We start from the raw sequence: 16,620 nt of genomic DNA, 5'->3' as shown, positions 1-16,620 counted from the left end.
CGCCGCCGCTTCTTGAGTACCCGTACTCAGGCGCGGCGGCGCCCGGCGCGGGCAGGATCGGAAGCATGCTGTGGTCCGACCCCGAGAACAAGCCGCCGAAGGACCTGCGCGACGCCCAGGACATGATGCGCCGCGCGGGTTTCGTGCTCGCGCTGGCGATGGTGGTGGCGATGTTCGTACTCGGCACCCGCTGAGAACCGGCAGCGTCCACACCGGGGGCGCCCGTACCGGGGGCGTCCACACCAAGGGCGTCCACGCCGGGGCCAAGCCCCTTCTACGATGGCCGGTATGACTGATCAGCGCCGCCTCGTGCTCGCCTCCGCCTCCCCCGCCCGTCTCGGCCTGCTGCGCCAGGCGGGTTTCGCCCCCGAGGTGATCGTCAGCGGGGTCGACGAGGACGCCCTGTCCGCCCCGACCCCCGCCGAGCTGGCCCTGGTGCTGGCCCGGGCCAAGGCGTCGGCGGTCGCGGAGCGCCCCGAGGCGGCCGGGGCCCTGGTCATCGGCTGCGACTCGGTCCTCGAACTGGACGGCGAGGCGCTCGGCAAGCCGGCCGACGCCGAGGAGGCCACCGCCCGCTGGAAGGCGATGCGCGGCCGGTCCGGCATCCTGCAGACCGGCCACAGCGTGATCGACACCGCCTCGGGCCGCCACGCCTCGGCGACGGCGTCCACCGTCGTACGGTTCGGCGAGCCGAGCGACGCCGAGGTCGCCGCGTACGTCGCGTCCGGCGAGCCGCTGCACGTGGCCGGGGCCTTCACCCTGGACGGCCGCTCGGCACCGTTCGTCGACTCGATCGAGGGTGACCACGGCAATGTGATCGGCCTCTCGCTGCCGCTGCTGCGCCGCCTGCTCGGCGAACTGGACATCTTGGTCACGGAGTTGTGGACCTGAGACGGGCTTGCGGGCGTCCCGGTCGTTCCGGGCGGCGGCTCAGGCGGCCGCCGGGGCCGCCTCGTCGCTCACCCGGTCCTCGCCACGGCCCTCGGGCCCGTACGCGAGCAGGGTGAAGACCAGCAGGGCCAGCACCACCATCATGAAGGCGAACGCGGCCCACCCGACCAGTCCCACGGTCACCGCGCCGAGCACGCCGTGCACCACCGCGCAGCCGATCAGCACGATCCGCCCGAACCGTCCCGGCACCCGGTCCCGGACCCCGGCCAGCAGCGCGATCAGCCCGCATCCGATGAGCAGCACGGCGGAGACCCCGCCCAGCACCCAGGTCCCGGCGGTCATGGCCTTCGGGTCCATGCCGGCCAGCGACATGTTCTGGTTCTCGGTGACCGTGGCGAGGACGGCGTTGATCACGAAGATGCCCACCGCCTCCCCAAACAGCACGAGCGCGGTCACGATCGCCACCGTTCTGCGCAGCAAGGCGCCACCCCCTGTTACTCGCGGTACGTGTGTGGGGCGGACCCTACTCACCGGTATTCCTCCGGACAGGGGGTCGGGCCGTTCCGCACGTCCGGCAAAGAATCCGTCGGCCGTTCGTAGGGACTCCACAAAGAAACGCCGTGAGGCGTTGACCCCTCAGACAGAGACCTGCACCACACCGGATGGTTACTGTGCGGTTGTAGAACCCGGCGTACCGTGGTGCCACAAGGGATTTCCCTACTGAGGCAAGCCTCGAATCACACTCCGTGTGGGCAAGCTCACCATTGGGGACGGGTCGTAGCGCCGTGTCGGTAGTCCCTAAACTCAGCTTGTTTCCAGGAGGGAGTCATCGTGCGCAAGGTGCTCATCGCCAACCGTGGCGAAATCGCTGTCCGCGTTGCTCGGGCGTGCCGGGATGCGGGGATCGCGAGCGTGGCGGTCTACGCCGACCCGGACCGGGACGCGTTGCACGTCCGGGCCGCCGACGAGGCGTTCGCGTTGGGCGGTGACACCCCGGCCGCCAGCTATCTGGACATGGCCAAGGTGCTGCAGGCCGCCGCGGACTCCGGGGCGGACGCGATCCACCCGGGTTACGGGTTCCTGTCGGAGAACGCCGAGTTCGCCCAGGCCGTCCTCGACGCGGGGCTCACCTGGATCGGCCCGCCCCCGCACGCGATCCGGGACCTGGGTGACAAGGTCGCCGCCCGGCACATCGCGCAGCGCGCCGGCGCCCCGCTGGTGGCCGGCACCCCCGACCCGGTCGCCGGATCCGACGAGGTCGTCGCGTTCGCGCAGGCCAACGGGCTCCCCATCGCGATCAAGGCCGCCTTCGGTGGCGGCGGGCGCGGGCTGAAGGTGGCCCGGACGCTGGAGGAGATCCCGGAGCTGTACGACTCCGCCGTCCGCGAGGCCGTCGCCGCCTTCGGGCGCGGCGAATGCTTCGTCGAGCGCTACCTCGACAAGCCCCGCCACGTGGAGACGCAGTGCCTGGCCGACACCCACGGCAACGTGGTCGTCGTCTCGACGCGTGACTGCTCGCTCCAGCGCCGCCATCAGAAGCTGGTGGAGGAGGCCCCGGCCCCCTTCCTGTCCGAGGCGCAGAACGCGGAGCTGTACGCGGCGTCCAAGGCGATCCTGAAGGAAGCCGGCTACGTCGGCGCCGGCACGGTGGAGTTCCTCGTCGGCGCGGACGGCACGATCTCCTTCCTGGAGGTCAACACCCGCCTCCAGGTCGAACACCCCGTCACCGAAGAGGTCACCGGCATCGACCTCGTACGCGAAATGTTCCGCATCGCCGACGGCGAGGAACTCGGCTACGGCGACCCGGCGGTGCGCGGGCACTCCTTCGAGTTCCGCATCAACGGCGAAGACCCCGGCCGCGGCTTCCTCCCCGCCCCCGGCACCGTGACGACGTTCGCCCCGCCGACCGGCCCGGGTGTCCGCCTGGACGCCGGTGTCGAGTCCGGGTCCGTGATCGGCCCGGCCTGGGACTCCCTCCTCGCCAAGCTGATCATCACCGGCGCCACGCGTGAGCAGGCACTGCAGCGCGCGGCCCGTGCGCTGGCGGAGTTCCAGGTCGAGGGCATGGCCACCGCCATCCCCTTCCACCGCGCCGTCGTCACCGACCCCGCCTTCACCGCGAACCCCTTCACCGTCCACACCCGCTGGATCGAGACGGAATTCGTCAACGAGATCAAGCCATTCGCCGCGCCTGTCGGTGCGGACGAGGAGGACGAGGCCGGTCGCGAGACCGTCGTCGTCGAGGTCGGCGGTAAGCGCCTGGAGGTCTCGCTGCCGTCGTCGCTGGGCATGAGCCTGGCCCGTACGGGCCTCGCGGCCGGCGCCAAGCCGAAGCGCCGCGCGGCGAAGAAGGCCGGTTCGGCCGCCTCCGGCGACTCCCTCGCCTCGCCCATGCAGGGCACGATCGTCAAGGTCGCGGTCGAGGAGGGCCAGGAGGTCAAGGAGGGCGACCTCGTCGTCGTCCTGGAGGCCATGAAGATGGAGCAGCCGCTGAACGCGCACCGCTCCGGCACGGTCAAGGGGCTCACGGCGGAGGTCGGCGGTTCCGTCTCGTCCGGCGCCCTGATCTGCGAGATCAAGGACTGACCGCTCACGTCTATACGGAGGGGCCCGGCCGGCGTCGTCAGGACGCGGCCGGGCCCCTTCGCGTACGGGTTCTGGGCCCCTCCGCGTACGAGGTCCTGGCCCCTTCGCGTACGGGGTCCGGGGCCCTTCCCGTGCAGTGGCATCCTGGATCCCGACAGCCCTATAGGACACCGAGGGAGGGCGGGAGCCATGGCAGGGCCGATCTCGATGGAGCCGGGCACGGCACGGGCGCCGGAGCGGCAGATGCGCGCGGACGCCCGCCGAAACCACGAACGCCTCGTCGGCGTGGCCCGTACGGCCTTCGCCGAGCACGGTACGGATGCCTCGCTGGAGGACATCGCGCGGCAGGCGGGCGTGGGCATCGGCACCCTCTACCGGCACTTCCCCCACCGGCACGCCCTGATGAACGCGGTCTTCCAGGACGCCCTGCGCTCGCTCCTGGACCGCTCCCGGGAGCTGGCGGGCGCGGAGGTGCCGTGCCGGGCGCTGGTGGACTGGCTGGGTGCGATCGTCGCGCACGCGGGTGAGTACCGCGGGCTGTCGCGCGCGCTCATGTCGGCCTCGCAGGACGAGACTTCGGCGCTCTCCCCGTGCCATCTGCCGTTGCGGGAGGCGGGGGCGGGGCTGTTGCGGCGGGCGCAGGAGAGTGGGGCGGTGCGGGGGGATGTGTCGATCGACGACCTGTTGCAGTTGACCCATGCGATTGCGCTGGCCGCTGAGCAGTCGCCGGGGGATCCGGAGTTGGCGGGGCGGTTGCTGCGGCTGACATTGCGGGGGCTGAAGTAGAGGCCACCCGGCCCCGGGGTCCGCTGCGCGGAGCCTCACCCCACCCCACCCCGCCCCTTCCCGAAACCGGGGCGCTGCCCCGGGCCCCCTTGTCCTCAAGCGCCGGAGAGGCTGAGGCTTTCGGGGCTCCGCCCCGGACCCCGCTCCTCAAACGCCGGAGGGGCTGAACACCGCGGCCCCGCTCCTCGTACGCTGAAGGGGTTGTGAGAGCCCTCAAGCGGGGGTTCGGGGGCAGCGCCCCCGACAAGGGTCCGGCCCTACCGCCGCCGCAGGTCCGCCACCCGGGCCCGTTCGCCCGACGACGCCGACGTCTGGTCGGACAGCGGCGACGCGCTCCGCAGCTGCGGCCCCAGCCCACCGTTCCGCCCCGTCGTCGTCCGCCGCTGACCCGGCAACGGCATGTCGCGGCGCGGGCGGCGCTCGCCGGGAGGGCCGTCGGGCGCGTCCGCGTCGGGGCCGGCCACCGTGACCTCCACGCCCTGGTCCGCCAGCGCCTGGAGCTCGGCGGCCGCGCGCTCGTCGTGGAGCGGGGGCTCGTCCGTGACCAGGCGGGTGATCAGTTCCGTGGGCACCGTCTGGAACATCGTGTCGGCGCCCAGCTTCGTGTGGTCCGCCAGGACGACCACCTCCGCGGCGGCCTGCACGAGGGCCCGGTCCACGCTGGCCGAGAGCATGTTGGAGGTGGACAGGCCACGCTCCGCCGTGAGGCCGCTCCCGGAGAGAAAGGCGCGGGAGACCCGCAGCCCCTGGAGGGACTGCTCGGCCCCGCTGCCCACCAGCGCGTAGTTGGTGCCGCGCAGGGTGCCGCCGGTCATGACGACCTCCACCCGGTTGGCATGGGCCAACGCCTGGGCGACCAGCAGCGAGTTGGTGACCACGGTCAGACCGGGGACCCGCGCGAGCCGGCGGGCCAGCTCCTGCGCGGTCGTACCGGCGCCGACCACGATGGCCTCGCCCTCACCGACCAGCGAGGCCGCCAGATCGGCGATGGCCGTCTTCTCCGCGGTGGAGAGATGGGATTTCTGCGGAAAGCCGGACTCCCGCGCAAAACCGCCCGGCAAGACCGCACCGCCGTGCCGGCGGTCGAGGAGTCCTTCTGCCTCCAGTGCCCGCACGTCACGCCGTACGGTCACTTCGGAGGTCTGGACGACGCGGGCGAGCTCACGGAGCGATACCGCCCCGTTGGCGCGCACCATTTCGAGGATCAACTGACGACGTTCTGCAGCGAACACGAAACTGACAGTAACCTGGCCGCCGGTGAGTTTTCAGCAGTTTGCGCCGAATAACGGAAGTTGTACATCCGGCGGCCACCGAAGTGGTATAGGAACTTTCGTTGTTGTCCGGGTGTGATCGCCGAGCGGTCATCACCCTCGCCCGGACTGGCGGGGGTTGCCGGGGAATGTCGCAATTCCCCGGCAACCGCAAGGCGCCCAGCAGGTCTTGACCCGCCGTCAGCCCTCGTCCGTCAGCTTGCGGGTGTGCAGCTGCCGCGCGACCTCTGCGATCGATCCGGACAGCGACGGGTACACGGTGAACGCCTTTGCGATCTGTTCCACGGTCAGGTTGTTGTCGACCGCGAGCGAGATCGGGTGGATCAGTTCACTGGCGCGCGGCGCGACGACGCAGCCGCCGACCACGATCCCCGTACCGGGACGGCAGAAGATCTTGACGAAGCCGTCGCGGATGCCCTGCATCTTGGCGCGCGGGTTGCGCAGCAGCGGCAGCTTGACCACCCGGGCGTCGATCTTGCCCGCGTCCACGTCGGCCTGGCTGTAGCCGACGGTGGCGATCTCCGGGTCGGTGAAGACGTTGGCGGAGACCGTCTTGAGGTTGAGCGGGGCGACCGCGTCGCCGAGGAAGTGGTACATCGCGATCCGGCCCTGCATCGCGGCGACCGAGGCCAGCGCGAAGATGCCGGTCACGTCACCGGCCGCGTAGACGCCCGGAGCGCTGGTGCGCGAGACCCGGTCGGTCAGGATGTGGCCGGAGTCCTTCAGCCGTACGCCGGCCTCCTCCAGGCCCATGCCCGCGGTGTTCGGGATCGCGCCGACCGCCATCAGGCAGTGCGAGCCGGTGATGACCCGGCCGTCGGCCAGCGTCACCTCGACCCGGTCGCCGACGCGCTTGGCCGACTGGGCGCGGGAGCGGGACATCACGTTCATGCCGCGGCGCCGGAAGACGTCCTCCAGCACGGCGGCCGCGTCCGGGTCCTCGCCCGGCAGCACCCGGTCGCGGGAGGAGACGAGGGTGACGCGGGAGCCGAGCGCCTGGTAGGCCCCGGCGAACTCGGCGCCGGTGACACCGGAGCCGACCACGATGAGCTCCTCGGGCAGCTCGTCGAGGTCGTAGACCTGGGTCCAGTTCAGGATGCGCTCGCCGTCCGGCTGCGCGTCCGGGATCTCGCGCGGGTGGCCGCCGGTCGCTACCAGCACGGCGTCGGCGCTGAGCCGCTCCTCGGTGCCGTCCGCGGCGGTGACCACGACCTGGCGGGAGCCGTCGGCCGCCTGGAGCCCGTCGAGCCGGCCGCGGCCGCGCATCACGCGGGCGCCGGCCCGGGTGACGGAGGCGGTGATGTCGTGGGACTGGGCGAGCGCGAGACGCTTGACGCGGCGGTTGACCTTGCCGAGGTCGACCCCGACCACCCTCGCCGCCTGCTCTATGTGCGGGGTGTCGTCGGCGACGATGATCCCCAGCTCCTCGTAGGAGGAGTCGAAGGTGGTCATCACCTCGGCCGTCGCGATCAGGGTCTTCGATGGCACGCAGTCGGTGAGTACCGAGGCTCCGCCGAGGCCGTCGCAGTCGACGACGGTCACCTCCGCGCCGAGCTGGGCGCCCACCAGAGCCGCCTCGTAGCCGCCGGGGCCGCCGCCGATGATCACGATCCGGGTCACGAAAAGTCCGCCTCGCGTGGGTGTCATCCCCACGGCCGTCTGCCGCCCCGGCCGGGGGTCCGGGGGATCGCCCCGGGGGAATGCAGTACGTACTCCATTGTCCCGCACGCGCCAAACAGATTCGCCCCGGGGCCCTCCATACGGGCGCCGGGGCCCCGGACGTACGAGAGAGGAGGCCCCGGACGTACGGGAAGGGAGGCCCTGGACGTCGGGAGCCGGGGCCGATTCCGTACGGGCGCCGGGGCTCCGGACGTACGAGAGAAGAGACCCCGCCCGTACGGAATCGACCCCGCCCGCACAGCCCTTCGAACCCCGGCCGGCCCTCCCCCGACCGGGGGCTTCGTCACAGGAACCGGCACTCCCGCGCCCCCCTCCCGTACCCTCGGTCCCATGTCGCTCTACGCCGCGTACGCCGGCAACCTCGACGCGCGGCTCATGACCCGCCGCGCCCCGCATTCCCCGATGCGCAGCACCGGCTGGCTGAACGGCTGGCGGCTGACCTTCGGCGGGGAGCAGATGGGCTGGGAAGGGGCGCTGGCCACCGTGGTGGAGGCGCCGCGCTCCCAGGTCTTCGTCGCGCTGTACGACCTGGCGCCGATGGACGAGGACTCCATGGACCGCTGGGAGGGTGTCGGGCTCGACATCTACCGGCGCATGCGCGTCCGCGTGCACACCCTGGACGGTGAGGAGCCGGCCTGGATGTACGTGCTGAACGGGTACGAAGGCGGCCTGCCGTCCGCCCGCTACCTCGGGGAGATCGCGGACGCGGCCGAGTCCGCCGGCGCCCCGCACGACTACGTGATGGGCCTGCGCAAGCGCCCCTGCTGAGCGGGGCCCGGCGGCTCCTCTTCGTGCGAAGCCACAAAGCCACCCGGCGAGTCTTTGCACCAGGACATCTACGCGCGTAGGCATTCAGCGGTTACGCTCTTCCGCGTGAACGCATCAGTTATTCCGGACAACATCCAGGGCGACCCGTACGCAGCCGCTGCCGGGGCCGCCGCCCGCCTGCGCGAGCTGACCGGCGCCGAGACCCACGACGTCGCCCTGGTCATGGGCTCCGGCTGGGCGCCCGCGGGCGAAGCACTCGGCGAGCCGGAGGCCGAGTTCCCCGTCACCGCGCTCCCCGGCTTCCCGGCGCCCGCGGTCGAGGGCCACGGCGGCACGATCCGCTCGTACAAGATCGGCGACAAGCGCGCGCTGGTCTTCCTCGGCCGCACGCACTACTACGAGGGCCGTGGCGTCGCCGCCGTCGCCCACGGAGTCCGTACGGCGGTGGCCGCGGGCTGCAAGACGGTCGTCCTGACCAACGGCTGCGGCGGCCTGCGCGAGGGCATGCGTCCCGGACAGCCGGTGCTGATCAGCGACCACATCAACCTCACGGCTACCTCGCCGATCGTCGGCGCCAACTTCGTCGACCTGACCGACCTGTACTCGCCGCGCCTGCGCGCGCTGTGCAAGGAGATCGACGACACGCTCGAAGAGGGCGTGTACGTCCAGTTCCCCGGCCCGCACTACGAGACCCCGGCCGAGATCAACATGGTCCGGGTCATGGGCGGCGACCTGGTCGGCATGTCCACGGTCCTGGAGGCCATCGCGGCCCGCGAGGCAGGCGCGGAGGTGCTGGGCCTCTCCCTGGTCACCAACCTGGCGGCGGGCCTCTCCGGCGAGCCCCTGAACCACGAGGAGGTCCTCCAGGCGGGCCGCGACTCGGCGACGCGCATGGGCGCGCTGCTGGCGAGGGTGCTGGACCGCATCTAGGACCTGCTCGGGCCAGGACGTGCTCGTCTCCGGCCTGGGCGCGCTCGTCTCCGGCTCGGGCGTGTTCGTCTCCGGCCCGGACGTGCTCCTTCCGGCCAGGGCGCGCTTCTTTCCAGCCCGGACGTGTTCGTCTTCGGCCTGGGCGCGCTCGTCTCCGGCCCGGACGTGTTCGTCTTCGGCCTGGGCGCGCTCCTTCCGGCCCACCCGGTCTCCCCTCCGCCCCACCCCGCCCGCCTCACCTCCAGCCCGCCCCGGCTTCCTTTCCAGCCCGTCCGGCGTTTGAGGACCGGGGTCCGGGGCGGAGCCCCGGTTTCGGGAAGGGGCGGGGAGGGGAACAGCCCGCGCAGCGCCCACCCCCGCCCCACCGCCCCGCACCCGCCCGAGCCCGGCCGACCCCGGGGCCGCACCCCCACCCGCACCCACCCCCGTACGCCCCCACCCGCACACCCCCGAAAGGCGGACCCCGTGCAGCACGACCTCATCGCGCAGGCCAGGACCTGGCTGGCCGAGGACCCCGACCCCGAGACCCGCGACGAGCTGGCCGCGCTGATCGAGGCGGGCGACACGCAGGAGCTCGCCGCACGGTTCGCGGGCACGCTCCAGTTCGGCACCGCCGGACTGCGCGGCGAGCTCGGGGCCGGCCCCATGCGGATGAACCGGTCCGTGGTGATCCGGGCGGCGGCGGGCCTCGCCGCGTACCTCAAGGCCCAGGGCCAGGCCGGCGGCCTCGTCGTCATCGGCTACGACGCCCGCTACAAGTCGGCGGACTTCGCGCGCGACACCGCCGCCGTGATGACCGGCGCCGGACTCCGCGCCGCCGTACTCCCCCGCCCGCTCCCCACCCCCGTACTGGCATACGCCATAAGGCACCTGGGCGCCGTCGCCGGCGTCGAGGTCACCGCCAGCCACAACCCGCCCCGCGACAACGGCTACAAGGTCTACCTCGGCGACGGCTCGCAGATCGTGCCCCCGGCCGACGGCGAGATCGCGGCCGCCATCGCCGCCGTCGGCCCGCTGGCGAACGCCGTACGCCCCGAGGACGGCTGGGAGACCCTCGGCGAGGAGGTCCTGGACGCGTACCTCGCCCGTACGGACGCCGTCCTGGCCTCCGGCAGCCCCCGTACCGCCCGCACCGTCTACACCGCGATGCACGGCGTCGGCACCTCCGTCCTGACCGCCGCCTTCGAGCGGGCCGGTTTCCCGGAGCCGGTCCTCGTCACCGAGCAGGCCGAGCCCGACCCCGCCTTCCCCACCGTCGCCTTCCCCAACCCGGAAGAGCCCGGCGCGATGGATCTCGCCTTCGCCACCGCACGCCGGGCGGCGCCGGACCTGATCATCGCCAACGACCCGGACGCGGACCGCTGTGCCGTCGCCGTGCCCGACACCGCCACCGAGGGCGGCTGGCGGATGCTGCGCGGTGACGAGGTGGGCGCGCTGCTCGCCGCGCACCTGGTGGAGCGCGGCGTCTCCGGCGTGTTCGCGGAGTCGATCGTGTCGTCGTCGCTGCTCGGCCGGATCGCCGAGAAGGCGGGGATCGGTTACGAGGAGACGCTGACGGGCTTCAAGTGGATCGCCCGGGTGGACGGCCTGCGGTACGGCTACGAGGAGGCGCTCGGCTACTGCGTCGACCCCGAGGGCGTCCGCGACAAGGACGGCATCACCGCCGCGCTGCTCGTCGCCGAGCTGGCCTCCGTACTCAAGGAGCAGGGTCGTACGCTGCTGGACCTGCTGGACGACCTGGCGCTGGCCCACGGTCTGCACGCCACCGACCAGCTCTCGGTACGGGTGGAGGATCTGACCGTCATCGCGGACGCCATGGCCCGGCTCCGCGAGCAGCCGCCGACCGCGCTGGCCGGCCTCGCGGTCACCTCGGCCGAGGACCTGTCACAGGGCACGCCCGCGCTGCCGCCGACCGACGGGCTGCGGTACCACCTGGAGGGCGCGCGCGTGATCGTCCGCCCGAGCGGCACCGAGCCGAAGCTGAAGTGCTACCTGGAGGTGGTGGTCCCGGTCGCGGACGCCGCCGGACTGCCCGCCGCACGGGCGCGCGGCGCGGAGCTGCTGGCCGGGGTCAAGCGGGACCTGGCGGCGGCCGCCGGGATCTGAGCGTACGGACGGAAACGAAGGACCGGCCCCTCCAGAGGGGGGCCGGTCCTTCCGCGTCGGACGTACGGACGTACGGGCTGCTCAGCCGATCGCCCACAGCACCACGAACAGCACGACCCCCGCGGCCGCCGGCGCGATCACCTCGTACGCCCAGCGCACCGAGCCCGTGGTGGCCCCGTCCTTCGGGTCGCCCGCCTTCTCCGCGAGGTCCCGCAGCTCCATGATCGTCTGGTCGGCGGCCGCGACCGGCGGCACGCTGTGCTGGTGCGCGTCGGCGGCCGCGCCGGGCGAGAAACGGCCGTAGGCGTCCTTGTGCGGCGCGCGGCCGGCGGCGCGCGAGGCGCGCTTGCGGTCGCGCAGCGAGACCGGGATGGCCCAGAGCTGGTACTTGGTACCGCCGGCGGCGATCAGCTCGGAGGAGTAGCCGGCCCGGACGTCGGCCACCTCGGTCCACGGCAGCTGGATCGTCCGGAACGGGTTGCGGATGCGGATCCGCTCGTCGTTCACGGCGACGACGGGCCGCAGGGTGAACGCCACGATCAGCGGTACCGCCGTGAGCAGAGCGGCGAGGGCCAGCCACGGCGCCTGCCCCTCGCCCCGGAACAGCGCGTCGCCGGCCATCACGGCGACCAGCGCGATGAGCAGCACTCCGCAGACCAGCGCGGAGGTCGAGCGGTGGGTCCGGTCGGCGTACTGCGGCTCTGCGGGAGGCGTGGGGCTCGTCATGGGGCCGATTCTGCCTGACGGACCCGGCGGAGAGGTCATGCGCCCCGGAGGCACGTGCGGCGGTGCACGCGGGCGGAGTGCCCCGGGCGTACGCGGCGCGTGCGGCGGTGCGCGCGGGCGCGGTGCCCCAGGCGTACGCGGCAAGCGCGGCGGTACGCACCACGGGCGCACGGGCGTGGCGCCCCAGGCATACGCACCACGGGCGCACAGTCGAGCCGACCCGGGCGCGCATGTGGCGGTGCGCACGGTTGAGCCGTCCCCCTGTACAGGTCGCTACGCGCGTAGATATGCTCCCCTGGTGACCATGCCCACCACTGCTCCCGCATTCTCCGACGCGACGGCGTCCGACAGTGCGCTGCGCCGCTTCCTCTTCGGGCTGCCCGGCGTCGACGCCGTCGGCCTCGAAGCGCGCGCCGCCGCCCTCGGAACCCGTTCGATCAAGACGACGGCCAAGGCGTACGCCATCGATCTCGCCATCTCGATGATCGACCTGACGACGCTGGAAGGCGCGGACACCCCGGGCAAGGTCCGGGCTCTCGCCGCCAAGGCCGTCCACCCCGACCCGCTCGACCGCACGACCCCGCGCACCGCCGCGGTCTGCGTCTACCCCGACATGGTGGCCACCGCCACCGCCGCGCTCGCCGGTTCCGGTGTGAAGGTGGCGTCCGTGGCGACCGCCTTCCCGGCCGGCCGTGCCGCGCTGGACGTCAAGCTCGCGGATGTCCGTGACGCCGTGGCGGCCGGGGCCGACGAGATCGACATGGTGATCGACCGGGGGGCGTTCCTCTCCGGCCGGTTCCTGAAGGTCTACGAGGAGATCGTGGCCGTGAAGGCCGAGTGCGGGTCCGCCCGCCTCAAGGTGATCTTCGAGACCGGTGAGCTGTCCACGTACGACAACATCCGCCGCGCCTCCTGGCTCGGGATGCTGGCGGGCGCGGACTTCATCAAGACCTCGACGGGCAAGGTGGCCACCAACGCCACCCCCGCCAACACGCTGCTGATGCTGGAGGCCGTGCGCGACTTCCGGGCGCAGACCGGCGTACAGATCGGTGTGAAGCCGGCCGGCGGCATCCGTACGACCAAGGACGCGGTCAAGTTCCTGGTGCTGGTGAACGAGACGGCGGGTGAGGACTGGCTGGACAACCACTGGTTCCGGTTCGGCGCCTCCAGCCTTCTCAACGACCTGCTGATGCAGCGCCAGAAGCTCAGCACCGGCCGTTACTCCGGCCCCGATTACGTGACGGTGGACTGATAAGCCATGGCATCCGCATTCGAGTACGCACCGGCGCCGGAGTCCCGTTCCGTCGTCGACATCGCCCCTTCGTACGGGCTTTTCATCGACGGTGAGTTCACCGAGGCCGCCGACGGCAAGGTCTTCAAGACCGTCTCGCCGAGCACCGAGGAGGTGCTCTCCGAGGTCGCGCAGGCGGGCGCGGCGGACGTGGACCGGGCCGTGAAGGCGGCGCGGAAGGCGTTCGAGAAGTGGTCGGCGCTGCCCGGCTCCGAGCGCGCCAAGTACCTGTTCCGGATCGCGCGGATCATCCAGGAGCGCAGCCGCGAGCTGGCCGTCCTGGAGACGCTCGACAACGGCAAGCCGATCAAGGAGACGCGCGACGCGGACCTCCCGCTGGTCGCCGCGCACTTCTTCTACTACGCGGGCTGGGCCGACAAGCTGGACCACGCGGGGTACGGGGCGAACCCGCGGCCGCTCGGTGTGGCGGGCCAGGTCATCCCGTGGAACTTCCCGCTGCTGATGCTCGCGTGGAAGATCGCCCCGGCGCTCGCCACCGGCAACACGGTGGTCCTGAAGCCTGCCGAGACGACCCCGCTCTCCGCTCTCTTCTTCGCGGACATCTGCCGTCAGGCCGGGCTTCCCAAGGGTGTCGTCAACATCCTGACCGGTTACGGGGACGCGGGCGAGGCCCTCGTCACGCACCCGGACGTCAACAAGGTGGCCTTCACCGGTTCGACCGCCGTCGGCAAGGCCATCGCGCGCTCGGTCGCGGGCACGGACAAGAAGGTCACGCTGGAGCTGGGCGGCAAGGGCGCCAACATCGTCTTCGACGACGCCCCGATCGACCAGGCCGTCGAAGGCATCGTCACCGGCATCTTCTTCAACCAGGGCCAGGTCTGCTGCGCGGGTTCCCGGCTGCTGGTCCAGGAGTCGGTGCAGGACGAGGTGCTGGACGCGCTCAAGCGCCGGCTCTCGACGCTGCGGCTCGGCGACCCGCTGGACAAGAACACCGACATCGGCGCGATCAACTCCGCCGAGCAGCTCTCCCGGATCACCGCGCTGGTGGAGACCGGCGAGGCGGAGGGCGCGGAGCGCTGGAGCGCGCCGTGCGAACTGCCGTCGTCGGGCTACTGGTTCGCGCCGACCCTCTTCACCAACGTCACCCAGGCCCACACGGTCGCCCGTGACGAGATCTTCGGCCCGGTCCTCTCCGTGCTCTCGTTCCGCACGCCGGACGAGGCGGTCGCCAAGGCCAACAACAGCCAGTACGGCCTGTCGGCGGGCATCTGGACGGAGAAGGGCTCCCGCATCCTCGCGGTGGCCAACAAGCTCCGCGCGGGCGTCGTCTGGGCCAACACGTTCAACAAGTTCGACCCGACGTCGCCGTTCGGCGGCTACAAGGAGTCGGGCTACGGCCGCGAGGGCGGCCGCCACGGCCTGGAGGCGTACCTCGATGTCTGAGCAGAACCGTCTTGGCGTCTTCAAGACCTACAAGCTGTACGTCGGGGGCAAGTTCCCCCGCTCCGAGAGCGGCCGGGTGTACGAGGTGAGCGACTCCAAGGGCCAGTGGCTGGCGAACGCGCCGCAGTCCTCCCGTAAGGACGCACGGGACGCGGTCGTGGCCGCGCGGAAGGCGTTCGGCGGCTGGTCGGGCGCGACCGCGTACAACCGCGGCCAGGTCCTCTACCGCGTCGCCGAGATGCTGGAGGGCCGCAAGGAGCAGTTCGTCCGCGAGGTGGCGGCCTCCGAGGGGCTGTCGAAGTCCAAGGCGGCGGCCGTCGTCGACGCGGCGATCGACCGCTGGGTCTGGTACGCGGGCTGGACCGACAAGATCGGCCAGATCTCCGGCGGGGCGAACCCGGTGGCGGGCCCGTTCTTCAACCTCTCCACGCCCGAGCCGACCGGTGTCGTCGCGGTCCTGGCGCCGCAGGCGTCGTCGTTCCTCGGCCTGGTCTCGGTGATCGCTCCGGTGATCGCGACCGGCAACACGGCGGTCGTCATCGCCTCCGCCGACGCCCCGCTGCCCGCGCTCTCGCTGGGTGAGGTGCTGGCCACCTCCGACGTTCCCGGCGGTGTGGTCAACATCCTGTCCGGCGCCACGGCGGAGCTGGCGGCCCCGCTCGCCGCCCACCAGGACGTCAACGCGATCGACCTCACCGGCGCCGGCGCGGAGCTGGCCAAGGAGCTGGAGATCGCGGCGGCGGACAACCTGAAGCGGGTCCTGCGCCCGCTCCCCGCCGAGGCGGACGGCTCCGACGCGTCCACCGACTGGCTGGCCGCGCCCGGCACGCACCGGCTGACGGCCTTCCTGGAGACCAAGACGGTCTGGCACCCGACGGGTGCGCTGGGGGCGTCGGGCTCGTCGTACTGACGTTCTCGCCGTCGTACGCGGAAGGGGCCGCCTCCACACGCTGGAGGCGGCCCCTTCCGCCGTACGGGAAGGCGTCAGCCCGTGACGAGCCGGGTCACCTGCCCCACCACCGGCAGGTCGGCGATCGCGCCGCCGCTGGTGAGCGGGTCGGTGAGGATCGCCGTCGACACCGGCTGGAAGTCGGCGACCTGGGTGCCCACCGCGTTGTCCAGCGGGTCGACGCCGGTCTTGGCCAGCGGGTGCAGCTGGAGTTCGGTGATGGGCCGGATGCTGTTGGTCAGCGAGGTCCCGAGCGCGCTGGTCACCGCGGGCCCGGCGCTCTTGGTGACCGCCTGGACGGCCGCGGTGCCCTGCTCGGGGATCTCGGCGACCGGGGGCAGCGTGGGGGCCGCCTGGGCGGAGCCCGCACCGGCCCCCAGGGCCGCTCCCAGCGCGGTCACGGTCAGACCGGCGCGCAGCAGGGCGCGGCGTTCGGGCTTGCGTGCGTGAAGTGCCATGTTTCCACCTGATCGACCTGGTCGGGTAATCGTCCGTACGCGCAGAGTAGTTGAGGTGTGATGCTGGATACCAACAGGAGGCCCGGGTGGTCCCCTGCGCGGGTCAATGCCTCACACTTCTGTTCTGTGAGTTCCCGTTCCCCCTCGATCCCGACCCGCGTCGTGCTGCTCGCGGGCCCCTCCGGCTCCGGCAAGTCCGTCCTGGCCGCCCGCACCGGCCTCCCGGTGCTGCGCCTGGACGACTTCTACAAGGAGCACGACGACCCGACGCTGCCCCGGGTGCCCGGCTCCCCGGACATCGACTGGGACTCCGCCGCGTCCTGGGACGCGGACGCGGCGGTGGCGGCCATCGCCGAGCTGTGCCGGTCCGGCCGTACGGACGTTCCGGTGTACGACATCGCCACCAGCTCCCGTACGGGCCAGGAGGCCTTCCACATCGAGCGCTCGCCGCTCTTCGTGGCCGAGGGCATCTTCGCGGCGGACATCGTGGGCCGCTGCCAGGAGCTGGGCCTGCTGGCGGACGCGCTCTGCCTGCGCGGCCGCCCGTCCACCACGTTCCGCCGCCGCCTGGTCCGGGACCTGCGCGAGGGCCGCAAGTCGGTCCCGTTCCTGCTCCGCCGCGGCTGGCGCCTGATGCGGGCCGAGCGGCGCATCGTGGCCCGCCAGACGGCGCTGGGGGCGTACCCGTGCGGCAAGGAGGAGGCCCTGGGACGCTTCGCCGCCGCCGCGGCGGGGCGGTGCCGGCGGGCGACGGTGGGGGCGCCGGAGTAGGGC

The 16,620-nt window shown here is 72.3% G+C and carries 16 protein-coding genes; 11 read left to right on the top strand and 5 right to left on the bottom strand.

Annotated features, from left to right (window positions below):
* Window positions 1-65 precede the first annotated feature (65 nt).
* Together mmpB and ACQP09_RS22910 are read left to right on the top strand one after the other, a co-directional pair.
* Window positions 66-194: a morphogenic membrane protein MmpB gene (gene mmpB, locus ACQP09_RS22915; RefSeq protein WP_404060622.1), complete on the top strand. Its 129-nt coding sequence runs from the start codon at window positions 66-68 to the stop codon at window positions 192-194.
* An 85-nt stretch (window positions 195-279) separates the two neighbouring features.
* Window positions 280-891 carry a Maf family protein gene (locus ACQP09_RS22910; protein ID WP_433402444.1) on the top strand — a complete coding sequence of 204 codons (612 nt, stop codon included), beginning with the start codon at window positions 280-282 and terminating at the stop codon, window positions 889-891.
* Window positions 892-930: 39 nt separating this feature from the next.
* Here the strand turns inward: ACQP09_RS22910 and ACQP09_RS22905 are convergent, their stop codons facing one another.
* Window positions 931-1,368, bottom strand: a complete 438-nt coding sequence (locus ACQP09_RS22905) for a hypothetical protein (RefSeq protein ID WP_433406725.1) — start codon at window positions 1,366-1,368, stop codon at window positions 931-933.
* A gap of 354 nt (window positions 1,369-1,722) precedes the next feature.
* Between ACQP09_RS22905 and ACQP09_RS22900 the strand changes: the two genes are divergently transcribed.
* Together ACQP09_RS22900 and ACQP09_RS22895 are read left to right on the top strand one after the other, a co-directional pair.
* Window positions 1,723-3,477: an acetyl/propionyl/methylcrotonyl-CoA carboxylase subunit alpha gene (locus ACQP09_RS22900; protein ID WP_433402442.1), complete on the top strand. Its 1,755-nt coding sequence runs from the start codon at window positions 1,723-1,725 to the stop codon at window positions 3,475-3,477.
* A 189-nt stretch (window positions 3,478-3,666) separates the two neighbouring features.
* Window positions 3,667-4,263, top strand: a complete 597-nt coding sequence (locus ACQP09_RS22895) for a TetR/AcrR family transcriptional regulator (protein WP_433402440.1) — start codon at window positions 3,667-3,669, stop codon at window positions 4,261-4,263.
* Window positions 4,264-4,520: 257 nt separating this feature from the next.
* Here the strand turns inward: ACQP09_RS22895 and ACQP09_RS22890 are convergent, their stop codons facing one another.
* Window positions 4,521-5,495, bottom strand: coding sequence for a DeoR/GlpR family DNA-binding transcription regulator (locus ACQP09_RS22890; RefSeq protein WP_433402437.1), 975 nt, complete (start codon window positions 5,493-5,495; stop codon window positions 4,521-4,523).
* Between the two features lie 219 nt (window positions 5,496-5,714).
* Entirely contained in the window at window positions 5,715-7,154 is a 1,440-nt protein-coding gene (locus ACQP09_RS22885) for an NAD(P)H-quinone dehydrogenase (RefSeq protein WP_433402435.1), read from the bottom strand.
* Between the two features lie 390 nt (window positions 7,155-7,544).
* On the opposite strand from ACQP09_RS22885, the gene ACQP09_RS22880 reads away from it, so the two are divergent.
* The 3 genes from ACQP09_RS22880 (at window position 7,545) to ACQP09_RS22870 (ending at window position 11,018) form a co-directional block, all read left to right on the top strand.
* The gene (locus ACQP09_RS22880; RefSeq protein ID WP_015610940.1) at window positions 7,545-7,982 is read left to right on the top strand and encodes a gamma-glutamylcyclotransferase; all 438 of its coding nucleotides are present in this window, start codon (window positions 7,545-7,547) and stop codon (window positions 7,980-7,982) included.
* Window positions 7,983-8,087: 105 nt separating this feature from the next.
* On the top strand, window positions 8,088-8,912 hold the full coding sequence (locus ACQP09_RS22875; RefSeq protein WP_109979279.1) for a purine-nucleoside phosphorylase: 825 nt from the start codon (window positions 8,088-8,090) through the stop codon (window positions 8,910-8,912).
* 465 nt (window positions 8,913-9,377) lie between these two features.
* Window positions 9,378-11,018 carry a phospho-sugar mutase gene (locus ACQP09_RS22870; protein WP_433402431.1) on the top strand — a complete coding sequence of 547 codons (1,641 nt, stop codon included), beginning with the start codon at window positions 9,378-9,380 and terminating at the stop codon, window positions 11,016-11,018.
* A gap of 81 nt (window positions 11,019-11,099) precedes the next feature.
* Here the strand turns inward: ACQP09_RS22870 and ACQP09_RS22865 are convergent, their stop codons facing one another.
* Window positions 11,100-11,744 (bottom strand): PH domain-containing protein, encoded by a 645-nt coding sequence (locus ACQP09_RS22865; RefSeq protein WP_433402428.1) that lies wholly within the window; start codon window positions 11,742-11,744, stop codon window positions 11,100-11,102.
* 304 nt (window positions 11,745-12,048) lie between these two features.
* On the opposite strand from ACQP09_RS22865, the gene deoC reads away from it, so the two are divergent.
* Genes deoC through ACQP09_RS22850 form a run of 3 tightly spaced genes read left to right on the top strand, consistent with a single transcriptional unit; the run spans window position 12,049 to window position 15,349 of the window.
* The gene (gene deoC / locus ACQP09_RS22860; RefSeq protein WP_433406723.1) at window positions 12,049-12,996 is read left to right on the top strand and encodes a deoxyribose-phosphate aldolase; all 948 of its coding nucleotides are present in this window, start codon (window positions 12,049-12,051) and stop codon (window positions 12,994-12,996) included.
* 6 nt (window positions 12,997-13,002) lie between these two features.
* Window positions 13,003-14,439 carry an aldehyde dehydrogenase family protein gene (locus ACQP09_RS22855; RefSeq protein ID WP_433402425.1) on the top strand — a complete coding sequence of 479 codons (1,437 nt, stop codon included), beginning with the start codon at window positions 13,003-13,005 and terminating at the stop codon, window positions 14,437-14,439.
* Window positions 14,432-15,349, top strand: coding sequence for an aldehyde dehydrogenase family protein (locus ACQP09_RS22850; protein ID WP_433402422.1), 918 nt, complete (start codon window positions 14,432-14,434; stop codon window positions 15,347-15,349). The genes ACQP09_RS22855 and ACQP09_RS22850 overlap by 8 nt, the downstream gene beginning before the upstream one ends.
* Before the next feature lie 74 nt (window positions 15,350-15,423).
* Here the strand turns inward: ACQP09_RS22850 and ACQP09_RS22845 are convergent, their stop codons facing one another.
* Window positions 15,424-15,846 (bottom strand): hypothetical protein, encoded by a 423-nt coding sequence (locus ACQP09_RS22845; RefSeq protein WP_404071421.1) that lies wholly within the window; start codon window positions 15,844-15,846, stop codon window positions 15,424-15,426.
* A 60-nt stretch (window positions 15,847-15,906) separates the two neighbouring features.
* Here ACQP09_RS22845 and ACQP09_RS22840 point away from each other — a divergent pair, with 60 nt between their 5' ends.
* Window positions 15,907-16,617 (top strand): uridine kinase, encoded by a 711-nt coding sequence (locus ACQP09_RS22840; protein WP_433402420.1) that lies wholly within the window; start codon window positions 15,907-15,909, stop codon window positions 16,615-16,617.
* The last annotated feature ends 3 nt before the right edge of the window (window positions 16,618-16,620 follow it).

The sequence above is a fragment of the Streptomyces sp. CA-146814 genome (genome assembly GCF_050942385.1).
GTDB lineage: Bacteria > Actinomycetota > Actinomycetes > Streptomycetales > Streptomycetaceae > Streptomyces.
This window is presented reverse-complemented; position numbering and strand designations above follow the sequence as displayed.

What these genes read in the sequence shown, in the direction of transcription:
- ACQP09_RS22840 (WP_433402420.1), top strand. Translation starts at nt 15,907, where the DNA reads ATGCTGGATACCAACAGGAGGCCCGGGTGGTCCCCTGCGCGGGTCAAT.
- ACQP09_RS22895 (WP_433402440.1), top strand. Translation starts at nt 3,667, where the DNA reads ATGGCAGGGCCGATCTCGATGGAGCCGGGCACGGCACGGGCGCCGGAG.
- ACQP09_RS22880 (WP_015610940.1), top strand. Translation starts at nt 7,545, where the DNA reads ATGTCGCTCTACGCCGCGTACGCCGGCAACCTCGACGCGCGGCTCATG.
- ACQP09_RS22865 (WP_433402428.1), bottom strand. Translation starts at nt 11,744, where the DNA reads ATGACGAGCCCCACGCCTCCCGCAGAGCCGCAGTACGCCGACCGGACC.
- mmpB (WP_404060622.1), top strand. Translation starts at nt 66, where the DNA reads ATGCTGTGGTCCGACCCCGAGAACAAGCCGCCGAAGGACCTGCGCGAC.
- deoC (WP_433406723.1), top strand. Translation starts at nt 12,049, where the DNA reads ATGCCCACCACTGCTCCCGCATTCTCCGACGCGACGGCGTCCGACAGT.
- ACQP09_RS22855 (WP_433402425.1), top strand. Translation starts at nt 13,003, where the DNA reads ATGGCATCCGCATTCGAGTACGCACCGGCGCCGGAGTCCCGTTCCGTC.
- ACQP09_RS22845 (WP_404071421.1), bottom strand. Translation starts at nt 15,846, where the DNA reads ATGGCACTTCACGCACGCAAGCCCGAACGCCGCGCCCTGCTGCGCGCC.
- ACQP09_RS22850 (WP_433402422.1), top strand. Translation starts at nt 14,432, where the DNA reads ATGTCTGAGCAGAACCGTCTTGGCGTCTTCAAGACCTACAAGCTGTAC.
- ACQP09_RS22910 (WP_433402444.1), top strand. Translation starts at nt 280, where the DNA reads ATGGCCGGTATGACTGATCAGCGCCGCCTCGTGCTCGCCTCCGCCTCC.